Genomic DNA, 16,514 nt, shown 5'->3' on the forward strand with positions numbered 1-16,514 from the left:
CCTCGAGGGCGTCGACATACGGCCAGGTCTGAAGCTGGCGCTGACGGTGTGGGTGGGTGCGTCGGTTCTGGCACACGGGTCCGTCACTTCATCTGCACCCACCCGTGCAGCCCCTCCAGGTGGCGCGGCAGCCGGCTGCCCTGCCAACCCAGCACCAGCCGCTCCCGTGCACGGGTGACCATGACGTAGTACGCCATGCGCAGGGTCGCCGACGTGGGGTCGGTGGCGGCGTCGGTCTCGGTGTCCGCGATGACGACCGTGTCGAAGTCGAGGCCCTTGGTGCTGGCTCGGTGTACGAGGACGACGCCGGGGCGGGCGAGGTCGAGGTCGCGGTAGCGTCCCGAGGAGGCCGCCGAGCTGTACAGCTGGGGTTGGTGGGCGAGCCCGGCGCGTTCGAGGCGGCGCATGAGATCAGCCGCAGTGCGCGACGAGTTGGTGATGACGCCGATGCGGTCCTTCGGGTGCCGGGCCGCCATGGTGGCGATATGGCCGACGACGTCCTGGTTGCCGGAGTAGTGTCGGACGACGGGCAGGGCGCCGCTGCGGAAGGGCATCTCAGGACGGGTACCACCGGTGCGGAAGTGTTCGGCGAGGGAGGCGATCTCGCGCGTGTTGCGGTGGTTGCCGGTGACCTCTGCGCGTCCGGTGGAGCGCCCGAGGGCGTCGGTTATCTCGGTGAGGGTGCAGTTCGTCTCGGTGAGGCGTTGGCACTCGTCGGCGAAGACCGTGACGGAGGCGGCGGCGAGGCGGACCAACCGGTAGAAGCCTGGGGACAGGTCCTGGCCTTCGTCGACGACGAGGTGGGGGGTGGCCGCCTCGTTCTGGCCGAGGGTAGCGGCGGCCTGGTGGGTGAGGGCCGTCCAGTCGAACCAGCCGTCCTGGGTGCGCGGTGCGCCGTATCCGAAGTGACGCAGGACCCAGCCGTGGACGGTGGCGGCCTCGATGGGTGCGCCCGGGACCGTGAGGCCCTGAAGGGTGTCGCGCAGGAGCTGGCGCAGGAGGTTGGAGCGCGACAGCAGCAGGGTGGGTCGGCCGGTGAGGGCGAGGTGGACGGCGCGGTGCGCGGCGAGCAGGCTCTTGCCGCTGCCGGGTGGGCCGGTGACGACGTGGTTGCCCGTCAGCGGCAGGACGTCCAGGCAGTCGCGCTGGGCGGGGGTGAGGTCGGGGTGGAGGACGGAGGTGTGCGCGGCGGTCATGGGTCGTGTCATCCCAGGGCGGTGGCGGCCGCGTACTCGCGGCTGGCGGTGAGGACGTCGGTGAAGTAGCCGGGGACGAGGGCGGAGCCGACGACCAAGGCGCGGTCGAGCAGGGTGTTGCCGGTCTGGCAGCTCGTCTCGGGCAGCAGGGTGCAGGCGTGGCAGGCGGCGCGGTTGAGGTTGCCGAAGCCCTGGCCGGTGTGTTCGGCGCACAGCGGGTCGGCGGAGCACCAGGCGGCTGCCTCCAGCATGCGGATGAGTGTTTCGGCGAAGTGCGGGGCCTCGCCCTGCCGGACCAGGCCGCCGAGGGTGCCTTCCGCGTCGCCGGCGGCGGTGTAGATGAGCAGGCCGCGCTGGCCGTACTCGGTTCGCCCGTAGACGCGCTCGCGCAGGCTGGCGGTGGTGTAGCCGGAGTCGAAGGAGAGCTGGCGGATGAGCAGGTGGGCGAGGGTGTGCAGGAGCAGGAAGCGAGGGGAGAGTTCGCTGCCGAGGGTCTCGGCGAGCTGCTCGTCGCGGAACGACGCGTCGAGGTCGGTGCGGATTCCGTGGACGTGGGCCCGCACGCGGGGGTCGTTCTCCCAGGTGGTCAGGCGCTGCTCGTCGAGGGTGAGGACGATGCCCTCGCCGTAGACCTCGGTGGCGGGCAGCCAGCGCAGGCGGCCGCTGGTGTCGGCGGGTACGAGGGTGCCGCCCAGGGAGTGGCGGCGGAATCCGGTGAGTGCCCGCACCTCGCGGAGGCGGTCGGCGAGGATGACGCCGTCGATGTGCGCGTCGAGGGTGGCCCACGGCTCCTCCGCCTCGCCGTCGAGTCCGAGGCCGCCACGGCGGATCGCGAAGTCACCAGTCGGCTCGGGGAGTTCGATGGCGTCGAAGGCGTGCCACTCGTCGCGGCTGAGGTCGATCTTTCCCGACTCCGGGCGGTCGGCGGGCTGGGGCGCGGTGGAACCGGTGGCCTCGGCGATGAGCTGGTCGATGAGGCTGTCGGGGACGTGGGTGTCGTCCTGGATCATGGAGCGGAAGGTGTCGGCTCGGGGCGTATCGAGTACGTCGAGCAGGATCGGCCAGTAGCCGTGGCCCCGGACGGCCTCCGCCGCGTCCTGCTCCGCGCGCGGCAGCTCGGCGGACTGGGGGATGTCGAGAGCCGAGTAGACAACCGGGTAGTAGACATTGCCGGCGGTGCGCTGAACGATGTGCACCTGCTGGCCGCAGGAGGTGCTCTGGTGCGGGCGCTGCCAGGGGTTGCGGCCCGAGCAGCGTCCGCCCTGGGGGCCGAGGATGTCGAGCAGGTCGCGCTCGGCGCCGCAGGGCTTGCCGTCTTTCCCGGTCGCTCCGCAGTGCACCGAGAGCGCCTCGAGTCCGGAGGCGCGGTCGGCGACGCGGAAGCTGAGCCGGCGGGCCTTCCACGCGTCCTTCGCCTCGGAGCACTCGGCGCGCTGGTCGGTCGGGAGGTGGGAGTGGGCCCAGTACCACCAGTCGACGTCGTCGAGGTGGCCGTCGGCGCAGATGCGGACGAACCGCATCGGCGTAAGGCGGGGCGCGGCGGCGCAGGACGTGCAGACGGGAGGCTCGCCGGGCTTTTCGTGCTCACGCAGGAAGCGGACCATGCTCCGGCAGGCGCCGCAGAACAGCCAGCCGGGGAAGCGGACGTAGGGGACGCCGGGGCGGTCGGGCTGGTCGTAGCGGTCGTTGAGGGTGTGGGGCGCGGCGTAGAAGCCCGTGACGCCCAGCCGGGCGGCGAGCCGTGCGGAGGGGACCGCGGTTTTGCCCTGCGGCCAGGTTTCGATGCCGGCGGCGACGAACGACTCGCCCTGGACGTCGAGGACGGCGCCGACGCCGAACGGCAGCACGGTCTGTGCCTGGCGGACCCGCAGTTTGCGCTTCACTTTCCTGCTCCCGTCACAGTGATCTGGCATTCGCGGTCCACACTCCGCATGGAATTGAGGGTTTCCCACAGGCCGTAGCGCTGCTCGAAAACCTTGAGCAGGTTCCGGTGACCCTTCCCCTGGCTGCGGTAGAAGAGGTCCTTGCTCTCGGCGGCGGCTGTCCGGGCCTCCCGGTACCAGTCGGCCAGGAGATTGCCGAGTTCGGTGCGGACGTCGGCCCGTACGCCGTCGGCGCGGGCTCCCGTGGCGCCGCTCTCCGCGATGGCGGCGCGCTCGGCGAGGGCGTCGGCGATCCGCTCGGCCTCTTCCTGGTGGCGGGTGATGTGTCCGGCCTGGTTCTCGGCGGCCAGGCCGAGCCGGTGGCGGACCAGGATGACGAGCGCGGCGTGGAGGGCGCGGTGGCGGGCGGGTGGGGACCAGGGGGTGACGCTGGCGGGTTCGACGTAGCGGTAGAGCGCCCGGTGGTAGTCGAAGAAGGTCTCGTAGTGGGACCGGTCGCGCGGGCGGGTGGCGTTGAAGTAGGTGACGACGAGTCCGGGCACGCGGTGGCGGCCGACGCGGCTGGTGGCCTGGATGTACTCGGCGGTGGTCTTGGGCTGGCCCTGCATGAGCAGGTAGGCGAGCCGCTTCACGTCGACGCCGACGGAGAGCATGTTGGTGCACGGGAGGAAGGACACCGACAGCGGATCGTCCCAAGGTTTTTCGAGGCGGTCGAGGAGGATGGGCTGCTCGGCGCGCGGCAGGTTGCTGGTCAGTTCCTGTACGTCGCCGTGGCCGAGGGCGCGGACGCCGGCGCCTTCGTCGAGGCCCCGGAGCTGGGCGGGGATGTCGTCGCCGGCCGCGGTGACGGTGCGGCCGAGTTCCCGCAGGCTGTGGTGGTAGGCGACGAGGGTCCAGTAGTCGTCGCGGTGTTCCTCGGGGAGCTGGTGGACGCCCTGGAGCATGGCCGCCGTGGTGGCGACGGCGCCACGGCCCGCGGTGTGGCCCTGCGCCATGACGCCCAGGTAGAGGCGGCCGGGGCGGCCGGTGTCGGGGACGGCGAAGAAGCTGTCGCGGGCGTCGAGTCCGGACGGCGGGAAGAGCTGGACGTCCTGGTGGTGCAGGGCGCGGACCTGTTCGGCGGAGCGCCGGATGGTGGCCGTGGCGGCGACGACCTTGGGCGGGCGGCCGTCCGGGCCTGTGCACAGCTCCAAGATGGCCGCCTCGTAGAGGCCGACGGTGGTGCCCAGCGGGCCGGTGAGCAGGTGCAGCTCGTCCTGGATGATCAGGGACGGGGGCGGGTTGCCGACGCCGCTTTCGGTGCCGGTGGCGGCGCCGAAGAAGCTGCCGGATTCGGACTCCCAGGCGAGCCGGGCGAACTTGTCGACGGTGCCGAGGACGAAGGTGGGCGGGTGCCGGTAGAGGTGCTGGTCGACGACGGCGACGGGCAGGACGTCGTGGAAGGCGCACTTGTCGCGCGGGCAGTAGAAGGCGAAGGCGTCCGCTTCGGCGCGGATCCCGTAGTCGGCGCGGACGCTGGACCGGGTCGGCGGCAGGATGCGGGTGCCGCACCACGGGCAGCGGTCGAGGATGAAGACGTCCTCGGGGTGGGTAGCCTCGCGCTGCTGGTCGAAAGCGTCCTTGGCCTTCTGGAATGTGTTGGGGGTGGTGGTCTCGCCGACCCACAGGCCGATGGTGATCGGCTTGCCGCCGAGGCCGAGTCCGGGCTCGTCGCGGCGGAGGTGTTCCAGGGCGCAGATCGTGGTGGCGGCGCGCTGGAACTGCTGGGTGGTGAGCAGGCTGAGGGTGTAGCGGCTGAGCACGGTGGTCCCGCCGCCCTCGTCGCGGAGGCGGCGCAGGGCGATGGTGAAGGCGGCCAGGAGCAGGTACGCCTCGGTCTTGCCACCGCCGGTGGGAAACCAGATCAGGTCGGTGGTCGCGCGGTCGGGGTGGTCGGGTTCGGCGACCCCGTCGAGGGCGAGGAGGAAGAAGGCGAGCTGGAAGGGGCGCCAGGTGGCGTCGGGGTCGACGGGCGGGTCAAAGGCCACGGGCTCCGAGCGCGGGCGCCGCAGGCCGGCCTGGTCGGGGGCGGAGTGCCGCATCTGGAGCAGCATGGCGCGCTGCGCGATGCGGAAGGCGGCCAGCAGTTCGGGGCGGTCCGGGTCGCACAGGGTGCGCACGCCGGCCTCGATGCGGGCGACCGCCTGGTGGACACGGCCGAGGATACGATCCGCGGCCTCCCGCCCCCAGGGCGGCACGTCGACGGACCGCTGGCCCACGTACCAGGCGTGGTAGGAGGCGGCGAACTCCGCGAGCTCCTCGCGGAGTTGGTCGCCGCTGACAGCGGGGTCGGCCAGGTGGGCGAGGCGGAGCGCGGGTGCGTCGAGCGGGCCGCCGGCCCGGATGGCGGGCACCTCGGCACGTGGCAGGACCTCGGAGGCGAGACGTTCCACGGCGCCGTCCTCGCCGCGGTCCTCGCGGACGGCGCAGCCGTGGCCGACCGCATGAGTGACGACATGCCGGTACTGCAGGCGTAGTTCGCGCTCCTCGGGGTCCCGGCTGGCGAGCCGGACGCTGGGGTACGGCAGCACGGCGCCGTCGGCGGGGCGGACCGTGAGGCCGCACTGGAAGAGCATGTCATCCCAGCTCGGCGCCTTGCCGTCGGAGCCATCGTGGCGGGCCGTGTTGACCAGGGCCACGGTGATGAGCGTGCCGTCGCCGTAGGAGCGGCGGCGCAGCCGGATTTCCGCGCGGCCGTCGAGGACGGGCACGGTCTCCCGGTCCGGGCCGATGGTGTGGGTCTCGGCCGCGAGGGGGACACGGCGCCAGTGCCGGCCGCGCCCGGGTTCGCTCCGCCGGGTCTCGTAGCAGGCGGCGGCGCAGCCCACCTCGATGTGTGCGGCGTTGGTGTAGAAGCTGAGGCCGAGGGAGGCGGGTAGCCAGCTGTTGGTCTCGGGCACAGGGTCGGGGGCCGGATCCACGTCGGGGGCGTCCTGCTCGGCTCCGGGCGCATCGGGGTCGTCGGCCGCGAGGGCGAGCTGCCGCTCCAGCTCTGCCTGTTGCGGGTAGAGCGTGCCCATGAGGTACTGCCGGTCGGGCGGGGCATCGAGCATCTCGTCGTCATCGCCGACGGGGCCGACGAGCTGGCGAGTGAGGTAGTCGACCAGCTCTTGGCGCGGGTCCATGCACGGTTCCTTCGGATCAGAGGTATGTGTGGAGCGGGGACGGCGGGGTCCGCGGTGGACGCGGACGTTCAGGCGGCTGGCGGCTTCAGCCCGTGGCGGGCCAGCTGGCCGTGGAACTTCGCCCTGGCCTTTCCTTCGATCTGGCGAATGCGCTCTCGGGTGACGCCGAAGACGGCGCCGATGTCCTCCAGCGTGTCCGGCTCGTCACCGTCGAGACCGGTGCGCCGGACGAGGACGTGCCGCTCCCGCTCGGAGAGGTGCTCCAGAACGTGTCGCACGCGCGCCTGGAACTCCTTGCGGATCAACACGGCGGCGGGGCCGGGCAGTCGGCTCGGCCCGATGACGAGGTCACCAAGGGCCGTGTCGTCGCCGATGACCCGGTCCAGGGAGTCGGTGGGCCGGCTGATCCTGCGTATCCTCTCCACTTCGGCGAAGGTGAGACCGCTGACGTAAGCCACGTTGTCGACGGTCCTGGGTCGGCCTTCGCTGAGCAGCTTGCGTTCGGCCTTGGCGACCTTGGCGACCTTTTCATGAAGGTGCACGGGCAGCCGGATCAGAGTGCCTTCGTCGGCGATGGCCCGCGTGATGGCCTGCTTGATCCACCAGGTGGCGTAGGTCGAGAACTTGTAGCCCTTGGTGGCGTCGAACCTGCGGACCGCGCGCAACAGTCCGATGGTGCCGTGCTGGACGAGATCGTCAGTATCCAGCCCGCGTCCCTGGTGGTACTGCGCGATCTTCCATACGAGCCGCCGGTTGTGCAGGACGAGGCAGTCGTGAGCGCGTCGCCGCTCGTCGTCGGGGGACAGCGCCGCGATCTCCTCCTTTGGTACGTCGCGGCTGAGATGGTCGGCACTGCCGCGGAGGAGAACCGCGAGGCCCACTTCCTCCTCCGCCCTCAGCGTCACCCGGGCCGGGTTCCGGCGCCACCGGTCCGCTTCCAGCACGGCCCGCGCGGCGCGGACGGCGTCGGACAGTGTGTCGTGCGGGGCGACAGCGGCGGAACGGGTGCGCTTGGTGGTGTGCGGCGGCCTCGCGGAGGCGGCAGCCGGAGCGGGATCACGGCCCATCGGCCGGGCCTCACCGGGTACTGCCGGCTCGGCCGGTGTGCCGTGCGGGCGGGGACGGGCGATGGGGAAGTCGGCGGTCAGCTCACGGGCTTCGGCCAAGCTCAGCCGGTGGAGCCGCACCACGCCATCGTGGGCGAGCTTGCTGACGGTACCGTCGGCTGCGGCGTAGCGGGCCAGCATCCGCCGGGCCTGAGCCAGGCGTGCGGCCGCCTCGGTGGCGACGGGGCCGGGCGCGGCGGCGACGGGCGGTAAGGCAGCCGCTTTCGCAGATGGGGCTTTGGCCCGGGTCGTGAGGTCGGAGGCGGGCGTGGGGCGGTGGTTGGCGCGACCCCGGGGCGAGGCCTTCACGCGGAGGCCGACGGCGACGAGTCCGGTGCGCAGCCCTCGCCGCTGCTCGTCGGTCGTGAGCCCGAGTCGGTCCGTTTCCAGAGCGAAGGCCCGCTGACTGATGACTCCGCCACGAGTGGCGCCGCGTTTGAGCCTTTCGATGACGGACGGCAACTCTGCCTCGATCGCGCGCCGTTCGGCGTCGGTCATCGGCTCTCTCCCCATGAGACCCCCCTTGTCCGGCACTCGAGCGCCGGTTCCGCCCGGCGGAGTTGGCCGGACAAATCACACTGTAGGAGCACTGTGTTTACAGTGTCAACACGATCTTCGCTCCCCTTGCGTCACTTGACGGCGTCAACGGGTACAGTGATGCGGGTTCGCGCAGGCCTCGCCCTACCCGGAGGGTCATCCATGCCGCAGCCCGACCGTCTCCCCGGCACGCCCGACTTCCGCATCGCGCTGCCCAAGGACAGCGGTGAGGCGCACGGGCATCTGCTCACCGAGTTCGGCGGCAACGGCACGTACAAGTTCTGCCTGCACAAGGGGTCGATGGTGGCCGCCGAGGCATGGCCCGGACTCGGCGACCACGCCCGCCGCTTCCGCGCGGAGCTGCGCGCGAGCGGTGGGCTCGTGGACGCCCCCGCCGACCCCGGTCGGCCGCAGGCACCGCCGCGCTGGGTGGCGACCCGGGACATCGCCTGCAACTCCTCCTCGGCCGCCGCCGCGCTGGTGTACGGCTACGACGCCTCCGGGCCCGAGTCCTGGCGGACCGCCGAGGGTCACCCGCTCGCCGACTACCTGTCCACCACCTGGCGCGCCCCGCGCAAGGCGTGGCTGGTCCGCGGCTCCAACGTCTCAGGGCACAACCTGGTGCGGCAGCTGTGGCTGGAGGAAGGGTTCGTCTCACTTGCGGGCGCTCATCTGCCGCCTCTTGAGGAGGCCGATCCCACCAAGAGCGCGCTGCGCCGCTACGTCGAGGACGGGTACGAGGGGGCGGCCTCGTACCACCAGAAGCGGGGCCTGGTCGACGAGTTACACGCCTTCCTGACACAGATGCGGGTCGGTGACACGGTGGCCACCATCGACGGTGGCCGTCTGCTGGCCGGGCGGATCACCGGGGAGGCCGTGCAGACCCCGTCGCCGGGCGGGTTGTCGAATCTGCGGCGGGCCGTCAGCTGGCAGACGGACAGCCACGCGTACGAGGAGCTGCCGGACGAGGTGCGGCAGAAGCTGTCCGCGCAGCATGACGTCGTCGATCTGACCGGGGTCATGGACGCGCTGGACGAACTCACCGGGGATACGGAGCGGGCCTACCCGACGGCGGCCGGCGGCAGCGGCGAGCACCCGGGCGGCGGGGTGGCGCAGCGGGAGCCAGCACTGCCGGACATCACCGACGCCCTCGCCGCCGACCTCCTGGTCCACGACCGCGCCTGGCTGGAGGAGCTGCGCGAACTGCTTGTTGACGAAAAGCAGTTGGTGCTCCACGGCCCGCCGGGCACCGGCAAGACGTACACGGCTATGAAGCTGGCCGAGCACTTCGGCGGCGGCCCGGAACAGGTCAAGATCGTCCAATTCCACCCCTCGTACACGTACGAGGACTTCTTCGAGGGGTTCCGGCCCATGGAGGATCCCGAGACGCGGGACGTGGCCTTCCGGCTGACGGCGGGCCCGCTCCGGGAGCTGGCCGACCTCGCCTTACGCGAGGGGAACCGGCACGTCCCGCACTTCCTGATCATCGATGAGATCAACCGCGCCAACCTGGCGAAGGTCTTCGGCGAGCTGTACTTCCTCCTCGAGTACCGGAAAAGGTCCCTGCGTCTCACGTACTCCGGGGACGACTTCTACCTACCGCCCAACCTCTTCATCATCGGCACGATGAACACCGCCGACCGGTCGATCGCCCTGGTGGACGCGGCGATGCGACGCCGTTTCGCGTTCGTGGAGCTGTCCCCGCGCACCGAGCCGACCGCCGGACTGCTCGAGCGCTGGCTGAAGCGCGAGGGCAGGAACACGGAGCCCGCCCGCCTCCTCGACGCCCTCAACGCCCGTATAGACGACCCGGACTTCGCCATCGGCCCTTCGTATCTGATGAAGCCCGGTGTCTACCGCGAAGGCGGCCTGGAACGGACCTGGCGCACGAAGATCCTGCCGTTGCTGGAGGAGCACCACTACGGCGACGGTCTCGACGTCGCCGCCCGCTACGGCCTCGACGCGCTGCGCGAGCAGCACCCGTGACCGTGCCCGTGCCCGTGAGCGAGGTGACGCTGCGCGAGTACGGGCCCGCCGTCTCCGTCCCGCTGGGCGCCGGGGCCGGGCGGGCCCTCGCCGCCTCCGGCATCCTGCAGAGCGCCACCCCGGATCCCGGCCGGGACGGGCACTGGCTGCTGCGGGCGGGCAGCCGGGTCGGCGCCGTGCGCACGCCCGGCGGACCGGTCGTGCGGATCGTGCCCAAGACCCCGGTGAGCCGGCTGTTCTTCCTGCTCGGGTTCAGCCTCGACCCGGCGCGCGCCTGGCGCGACAGCCGGGAGGGCACCGTCGACACCGGCGCCTACGATGACGTCGTCCCCGGGCTCGCGCACGCCGTGGAGCGGCAGATCGACGCGGCGCTGCGGCAGGGGGTCCTCCAGGGCTACCAGGAGGTCGAGGAGACCGCGCTGGTCGTGCGTGGCCGGATACGCGAGGCCGAGCAGATCCGGCGGCACTTCGGCCGTACGCCGCCCGTGGAGATCATCTACGACGCGTACACCGCTGACACCGCCGAGAACCGCATCCTGCGCGCCGCAGCCGAGCGGCTGCTGCGGCTGCCGGGCGTCCCCGGGCCCGTCCGGCGGCGCCTCGCTCACCAGCGCGTACGTCTGGCCGACGCCTTGCCGCTGTTACCGGGACAGGAACTGCCGAGGTGGCAGCCGTCCCGGCTCAACTCCCGCTACCAGCCCGCGCTGCGGCTCGCCGAGGCCGTCCTGCGCGGCTCCTCACCGGAACATCGGCTCGCCGGGCCGGAGCCGCTCGCCGTGGACGGCTACCTGCTCGACATGAACAAGCTGTTCGAGGACTTCGTCACCGTCGCCCTGCGCGAGGCCTTTCGCGAGCACGGTCTGACCGCGCGTCTCCAGGATCTCCACCACCTCGACACAGCGGGTCTCGTACGGATGCGCCCCGATCTCGTCGTGCGCACCGGGGACGGCCGCACCCCGCTCGCCGTGGTCGACGCCAAGTACAAGGTCGAGAAGGCCGACGGGCTCCTCAACGCCGACCTGTATCAGGCGCTCGCGTACGCCACCGTGCTGGGGCTGCGCGAGGCGCACCTGGTGTACGCCGCCGGACGGCAGCCCGAACGCCGCCACGAGGTGCGCGGGACGGCGGCGGGGCCGGACAGCCAAGGGATGCACCTGTACCAGCACAGTCTCGACCTCTCCCGCGAACCAGAACAACTCCTGTCGGCCGTCAGGGACGTCGCCGGACGGCTGGCGTGGACGGCGTCACCTTCGTGATCACGCAACCCCGTCAGGCTGAAAGAAAGGAACCCCATGCCCCGGCTCGCCTTCGCCCAAAGCTTCTGGGACGGCTACGAGACGTTGGAGAAGCCGGTGCGAGCCGGAGTACGCAAGGCCATGGCGAAATTCCACACCATGAGCGCCGCCGAACTCAACGCCGATAAGGGACTGCACCTGGAGTCCGTCGAGAACGCCCGTGACCGGCGGATGCGCACTATCCGCGTCACCGACTTCTGGCGGGGCGTCGTCCTCGCCCCCGACGACGGCAGCGATGTGTTCCTGCTGGTCAACGTTTTGCCGCACGACGACGCCTACACCTGGGCGGCGAAGCGTCTGTACAGCGCGAACTCCGCGACCCGGGCTCTGGAGGTACGCGACGCCGTCGCCCTGGACGAGCTGACACCGCTGTACGAGACGGCCGCGCGCACGGCTCCCCGACTGCTGTTCGCGCACGTCTCCGACGGCACGCTGCGCGAGCTGGGCATCGACGATCAGGTGCTGCGCGCCGCGCGCTCCCTGGTGGACAAGGCCCAGCTGGAAGCGTTCGCCACGCTCCTGCCGGAGGACCAGCTGGAGGTGTTGCAGTACCTCGCGCAGGGCTTCAGTCCGGAAGAGGTCTACCGCGATGTCGTCGCCGTCCGCCGGCCCGCCGACGCGCCTGCCGAGCCGGTCGAGGACCTGGCCACGGTCATCGCCAACACGTCCGCCCGTATCCGGCTGGTCACCGGGGGGCGGGAGCTGGCGGAGATCCTTGAGAAGCCGTTCGCGGCCTGGCGGATCTTCCTCCATCCCTCCCAGCGGCGTGTCGCCTACCGCACTTCCTACGGTGGCCCCGTCCAGGTCACCGGCGGCCCCGGGACGGGGAAGACGGTGGCCGCCCTGCACCGGGTGGGGCACCTGCTCGGCCGTTCCGCCGACGGCCGGGTCCTGCTCACCACGTACACCAACGCGCTGGCCGCCGGGCTACGTGAGATGCTCGGCCTGCTTCTCGACGGGGACGAGAAGCTGCTGGCCCGGGTCGATGTGACGACCGTCGACGCCTACGCGCACGCCGTCGTGCGCGCCACGTCGGCGGCCCCGCCCAAGCCCATCGGCGACCGGGAACAGCGGCAGCTGTGGGAGAAGGCCGTCCATCAGCTCGGCCTGCCGTTCACCGCCCAGTTCCTGGCTCAGGAGTACCGGCACGTCGTGCTCGGCCAGAACCTCCGCGATCTCGACGCCTACCTCGGCGCGAGCCGCCGCGGCCGCGGCACCGGCCTCGGCCCTTCGCGCCGCCGGGAGGTGTGGCGGGGCGTGGAGCGGTTCGAGCAGCTCCTGCACGACCGCGGCGAGACCACGCACCTGCGGGTCTGTGCCCACGCTGCGGAACTCCTCGCCGGTGAACCGGCCCCGTACGCCCATGTCGTCGTCGACGAGGCACAGGACCTGCACCCCGCACAGTGGCGTGTGCTGCGCGCCGCCGTGTCCCCCGGCCCCGACGACCTGTTCGTCACCGGTGACCCGCACCAGCGGATCTACGATTCCCGAGTGTCGCTCGCCTCCTTGGGCATCGCCACGGCCGGCCGCAGCTTCCGGTTGCGCGTCAACTACCGCTCCACCGAGGAGATACTCGCCTGGTCGGCGCGGCTCCTCGCGCCCGTCACCGTCGACGCACTCGAAGGCGAGGGGACGGACTCGCTGGCCGGATACCGCTCGCTGCTGCACGGGCGCCGACCCCAGGCGCAGGGGTACGCGACCCGGCAGCAGGAGACCGAGGCCCTGGTGGGCCGGGTACGGGCGCTGCTCGCCGAAGGCCTCGCACCGCATGAGATCGGCGTGTGCGCGCGCTTCAACCTCTCCCTGGACGCGGCCGAGGAGAAGCTGAAGGCCGCCGGCATCCCGGTGCTGCGGGTCAAGGGGCAGACCACGCGGGGAGCGGATGGGGTACGGCTGGCGACGATGCACGCGATGAAGGGGCTGGAGTTCCGGGCGGTCTCCGTCCTCGGGGTCAGTGAGGGCGCTGTCCCGTTCGCCCGTGAGATCACCCCGCGCGAGGCGGACCCACTGCAGCACGACGCCGACCTGCTCCGGGAACGCTGCCTCCTCTTCGTCGCCTGTACGCGCGCCCGCGAAGCCCTGAGCGTGACGTGGAGCGGGACCGCGAGCCCGTTTCTGCCGCGCGCCGCCTGACCGGCCACCCGGAGCGGACGGGTGCGGGACACCTACCCGAGGCGCCCCGCACCGTCCTCACTCCGGCGGCGTCAGGGCGCCCGTGGCGAGGCCGTCACGGGCGACTTCGGCGAGCTGCCGGCTCAGCTCGTCGACCCTGCGCATTCCCGCCTCGAATGCGGACAGGGCCCGGAAAGCGGAGCCGTACCGCCGCTGGTCGTCGATGCCCATGCGAGGGATACGTGAGCCCCTGCTGTCGAAGCGGTAGGTCCCACTGGCACTGGTGGACCGGCGGGCGTTGACGGAGCTGCGCACGAAACCCTGCAGAAAGTCCGTGTCGAGCTGCTCGCTGGCCGACACCGGTTCCGGGCCGGCGTCGTGCGCGACGAGTCCGGCGCGGACGAGATCCGCGACGCTGGTGGTGGCCCCGTCCAGGGAGCCTGGGCCGCCGCCCGGCGCAAGCTCGGGCAGGAGGGTGGCGAGGCGACGGATCTGGTCCTCCAGCTCCTCGCGGAGGGCGGCGTATTCACCCGGATAGTCCCGGTGCCGGACCCGCAGATGGCTGCCGGGGGTCAGGTCGACCGTGTCGTCGAGAAGCTCGATCAGCGGCACCTCGGCGACCTGTTCGGGGCGTGGTTCCAGGCTTCCGTCGGGGCTGTTGCCGGTCAGGTCGACCATGCGCACGGTGTGGTTCGCGTCCGCGGCTCCCGTGTTCTCGGGGCGCCGCAGACACCACAGGTGGACGGGCAGGGCGTGAGAGGTCGCCGTCCCCGGTGGCAGGGCGACCACTTGGCGCACGATGCCCCGGCGTACGAGCTCCGCCCGGATGCGGCGGCCTGCCTTTCGGTAGGCGACTGAGGCAGGCATGACCATGAGGACGTGTCCGCCGGGTTCGGTGTGCGCGTAGGCGTGCTGGAGCCACGCGAGCTCCCCTTCGGCCTTGGAGGGGGTACCGAGTTCCCAGCGGGAGTCGAGCAGCAGCTCTTCCCGCCCCCACTCGGTTACGCCGGCCGGCGGGTCACAGACGACCAGGTCCGCCTTGAGATCCGGCCACGCGTCCGCGCGCAGCGAGTCACCTGCCACGACGAGTACTTCCGAGCGGCCCAGGAGATCGGCGCGGAGCTGTGCGAAACGGGCGCTGTCGGCGTCCATCTCCTGGCCGCGGCAGCACATCCCCGATGTGGAGGCTACGGACAGGAGCAGCACCCCGATTCCGCAGGCCGGATCGAAGACCGTGGAGTCGGCCGGCAGCTCCGGGGTGAAGTGACATACAGCCCGCACCACGCGCTCGGGAGTCACCTGGTCCGATCCCGTACGACGAGCGGAGTCCATGAACCGTTCGGTCAGCCCGTGCACGAGGTCGGCGGGTGCTCCCGTCCGGGCGAGACCCCGTACCCGGACGGCGATGTCATCCGGCAGTCCCGGCTCGTGTCCTCCTGCCAGCGCCCCGGCCACCTGCGCCAGGCCCGCGACCATCTGTTCGCCGTACGCGGCCCGCATGGCCTGCCACAGCTCGACCTCGGGCGATACCTCCCGACCTTTGCGCTGCCTGTCCAGCCATTCCTGGACCTCGGTGAGCGCGTAGAGCGGACTGTTCGCAGCACCTCCCGCCGGCGCGGGGAAGTCGTCGTAACGCCGACGCCAGTTGGAGACAGCGGCCCGTGTCACTCCGGCCAGCCGAGCGATCTCGGAGCCGGTGACAAGAGGTCCGACCGATGAAGCGGCACTGTCCGTCATGGTTTCAGTGTACACGGGCTGTCGCCCATATTCGTGACCAATATCCGTTAACTACATACACATGCCGATGTCAAAATCTTGCGTGTACTGGACCGGTGTGATGTCACGTGTTCTCGACCAGTCGCCCTCGCTCTGGTCCTGAGTGCAGGGTGGCCCGATTCCTTCCGGCTCCCCGCTGACGCGGAGGTGACGCGCAACCAAACGGGCAACAAAGTGATAATCCGTGCGCTGCCTGTCAACGTCTGGGTGGCGAAAGCACGCTGATGGACCCACGAAGCAGACGCTGCGCGAGCTTGAGCCTGCAGCTACGTCGGCGTCAGCACGGTCGTGAGGGGCGTCGACCGTGGGGATGTGCCGTTCCTCGGGCCGACGGCGGCCTCGGCGCGGCCGCTGTCGGCGGGATGGCCCGCGTCGGCACCCTGTGCGGTGGGGGCCGAGCGGACGGACGGGGTCGGCCCGCTCGTGATGGTGGGGAAGTGGTGTCACAAGATCCGCGCGTACCCGGTCTAACGATTGAGCCGGGAAGGAGGACGCCGTATGGATCACGGTGACGTGGTGCCGATCGCGGAGTTGCTCGACGAGCGTCGGTATCTGCTGGATGTGGCCTACTGGATGCTGGGCAACCGCGGTGAGGCGGAATGCGTCGTCGATGAGACCTATCGCCGGTGGTACGGGCTGTCGGACGCGGGGCGCGAGCAGATCACGGCTCCTCGCTCCTGGCTCGCGAAGACCGCCGGCGGGATCTGCCTGGGACGTCTCGTCCTGCCCGGCCGGGGCGCGGGAGGCCGCGCGGGCGGCCGCGGGGGAGGGCGCCGAACACGGGCGGCGGACGGCGAAGGGCCGTGGGCGGTGGTGGAGGGGGAGGTCAGCCGGGCGCTGCTGGACGCGTTGGACTCCGTGTCGCCCGCCGAACGGGCGGCGTTCGTGCTCAACGACGTCTTCGGGATGACCTCCGGCGCGATCGCCGACATCGTGGGACGCACGGAGGCGGAGTGTGCCGAACTCGCCCACCGGGTCCGCCGCGGGCTTCGCGCTCAGCGCTCACTCCCCACGACACCCGAACGGCACGACTCCCTCGCCCGCGCCGTTCGCGACGCCTGCGCCGCCGAAGACGCCGCACTGCTCGCCTCGCTCCTGTCCCCGGACGCCACGGCGTTCTTCGACGGCGGCGGTAAAGTCCGGGCACTGGCCGGCCCCGTCCACGGCAGCCGACGGGTCGCGCACAGCCTGCTCACCCTGCTGGCCGACCGCCCCCGCACCACCCTGGCCACGCACTCCGTCAACGGCCGCACCGGGCTCGTCGTCCGCTACGACCGCCAAGTCGCCGCCGTCATCAGCCTCGACATCGCCGACCGCCACATCGCACAGGTCTGGGTCACCCTCAACCCCGACAAACTCGATGCCTGGAACCACACCCCGGAAACCGGTGGCTCCGGCTCCGGCCGGAGCCCGGCACACCGGGGCGACGGCTGGTCCTGATCACTCAGCGGCCGGCGCC

The 16,514-nt window shown here is 71.5% G+C and carries 9 protein-coding genes; 4 read left to right on the plus strand and 5 right to left on the minus strand.

The genetic code is table 11. From position 1 onward, the window contains the following. Positions 1-83: 83 nt before the first annotated feature. The 4 genes from PS467_RS32555 to PS467_RS32570 form a co-directional block, all read right to left on the minus strand. Positions 84-1,208, minus strand: coding sequence for an AAA family ATPase (locus PS467_RS32555; RefSeq protein ID WP_311038215.1), 1,125 nt, complete (start codon positions 1,206-1,208; stop codon positions 84-86). Then, a complete protein-coding gene (gene drmB, locus PS467_RS32560; protein ID WP_311038216.1) occupies positions 1,205-3,079 on the minus strand; it encodes a DrmB family protein in 1,875 nt (624 codons plus the stop codon). Before drmB ends, PS467_RS32555 begins: the two co-directional genes overlap by 4 nt. Continuing rightward, positions 3,076-6,243: a helicase-related protein gene (locus PS467_RS32565; protein WP_311038217.1), complete on the minus strand. Its 3,168-nt coding sequence runs from the start codon at positions 6,241-6,243 to the stop codon at positions 3,076-3,078. Before PS467_RS32565 ends, drmB begins: the two co-directional genes overlap by 4 nt. Positions 6,244-6,311: 68 nt before the next feature. Next, a complete protein-coding gene (locus PS467_RS32570) occupies positions 6,312-7,847 on the minus strand; it encodes a sigma-70 family RNA polymerase sigma factor (protein WP_311038218.1) in 1,536 nt (511 codons plus the stop codon). Between the two features lie 201 nt (positions 7,848-8,048). On the opposite strand from PS467_RS32570, the gene PS467_RS32575 reads away from it, so the two are divergent. Genes PS467_RS32575 through PS467_RS32585 form a run of 3 tightly spaced genes read left to right on the plus strand, consistent with a single transcriptional unit; the run spans position 8,049 to position 13,300 of the window. After that, entirely contained in the window at positions 8,049-9,872 is a 1,824-nt protein-coding gene (locus PS467_RS32575) for an McrB family protein (protein WP_311038219.1), read from the plus strand. Continuing rightward, positions 9,869-11,128: an McrC family protein gene (locus PS467_RS32580; RefSeq protein WP_311038220.1), complete on the plus strand. Its 1,260-nt coding sequence runs from the start codon at positions 9,869-9,871 to the stop codon at positions 11,126-11,128. The genes PS467_RS32575 and PS467_RS32580 overlap by 4 nt, the downstream gene beginning before the upstream one ends. A 36-nt stretch (positions 11,129-11,164) precedes the next feature. After that, positions 11,165-13,300 carry a UvrD-helicase domain-containing protein gene (locus PS467_RS32585; protein WP_311038221.1) on the plus strand — a complete coding sequence of 712 codons (2,136 nt, stop codon included), beginning with the start codon at positions 11,165-11,167 and terminating at the stop codon, positions 13,298-13,300. Positions 13,301-13,357: 57 nt separating this feature from the next. On the opposite strand, the gene PS467_RS32590 is transcribed toward PS467_RS32585, so the two are convergent. Further along, complete coding sequence (locus PS467_RS32590) at positions 13,358-15,016, minus strand: N-6 DNA methylase (RefSeq protein ID WP_311038222.1); 1,659 nt, start codon at positions 15,014-15,016, stop codon at positions 13,358-13,360. 537 nt (positions 15,017-15,553) lie between these two features. Here PS467_RS32590 and PS467_RS32595 point away from each other — a divergent pair. Continuing rightward, positions 15,554-16,495 (plus strand): sigma factor-like helix-turn-helix DNA-binding protein, encoded by a 942-nt coding sequence (locus PS467_RS32595; protein WP_311038223.1) that lies wholly within the window; start codon positions 15,554-15,556, stop codon positions 16,493-16,495. The last annotated feature ends 19 nt before the right edge of the window (positions 16,496-16,514 follow it).

The sequence above is a fragment of the Streptomyces luomodiensis genome, assembly GCF_031679605.1.
GTDB lineage: Bacteria > Actinomycetota > Actinomycetes > Streptomycetales > Streptomycetaceae > Streptomyces > Streptomyces luomodiensis.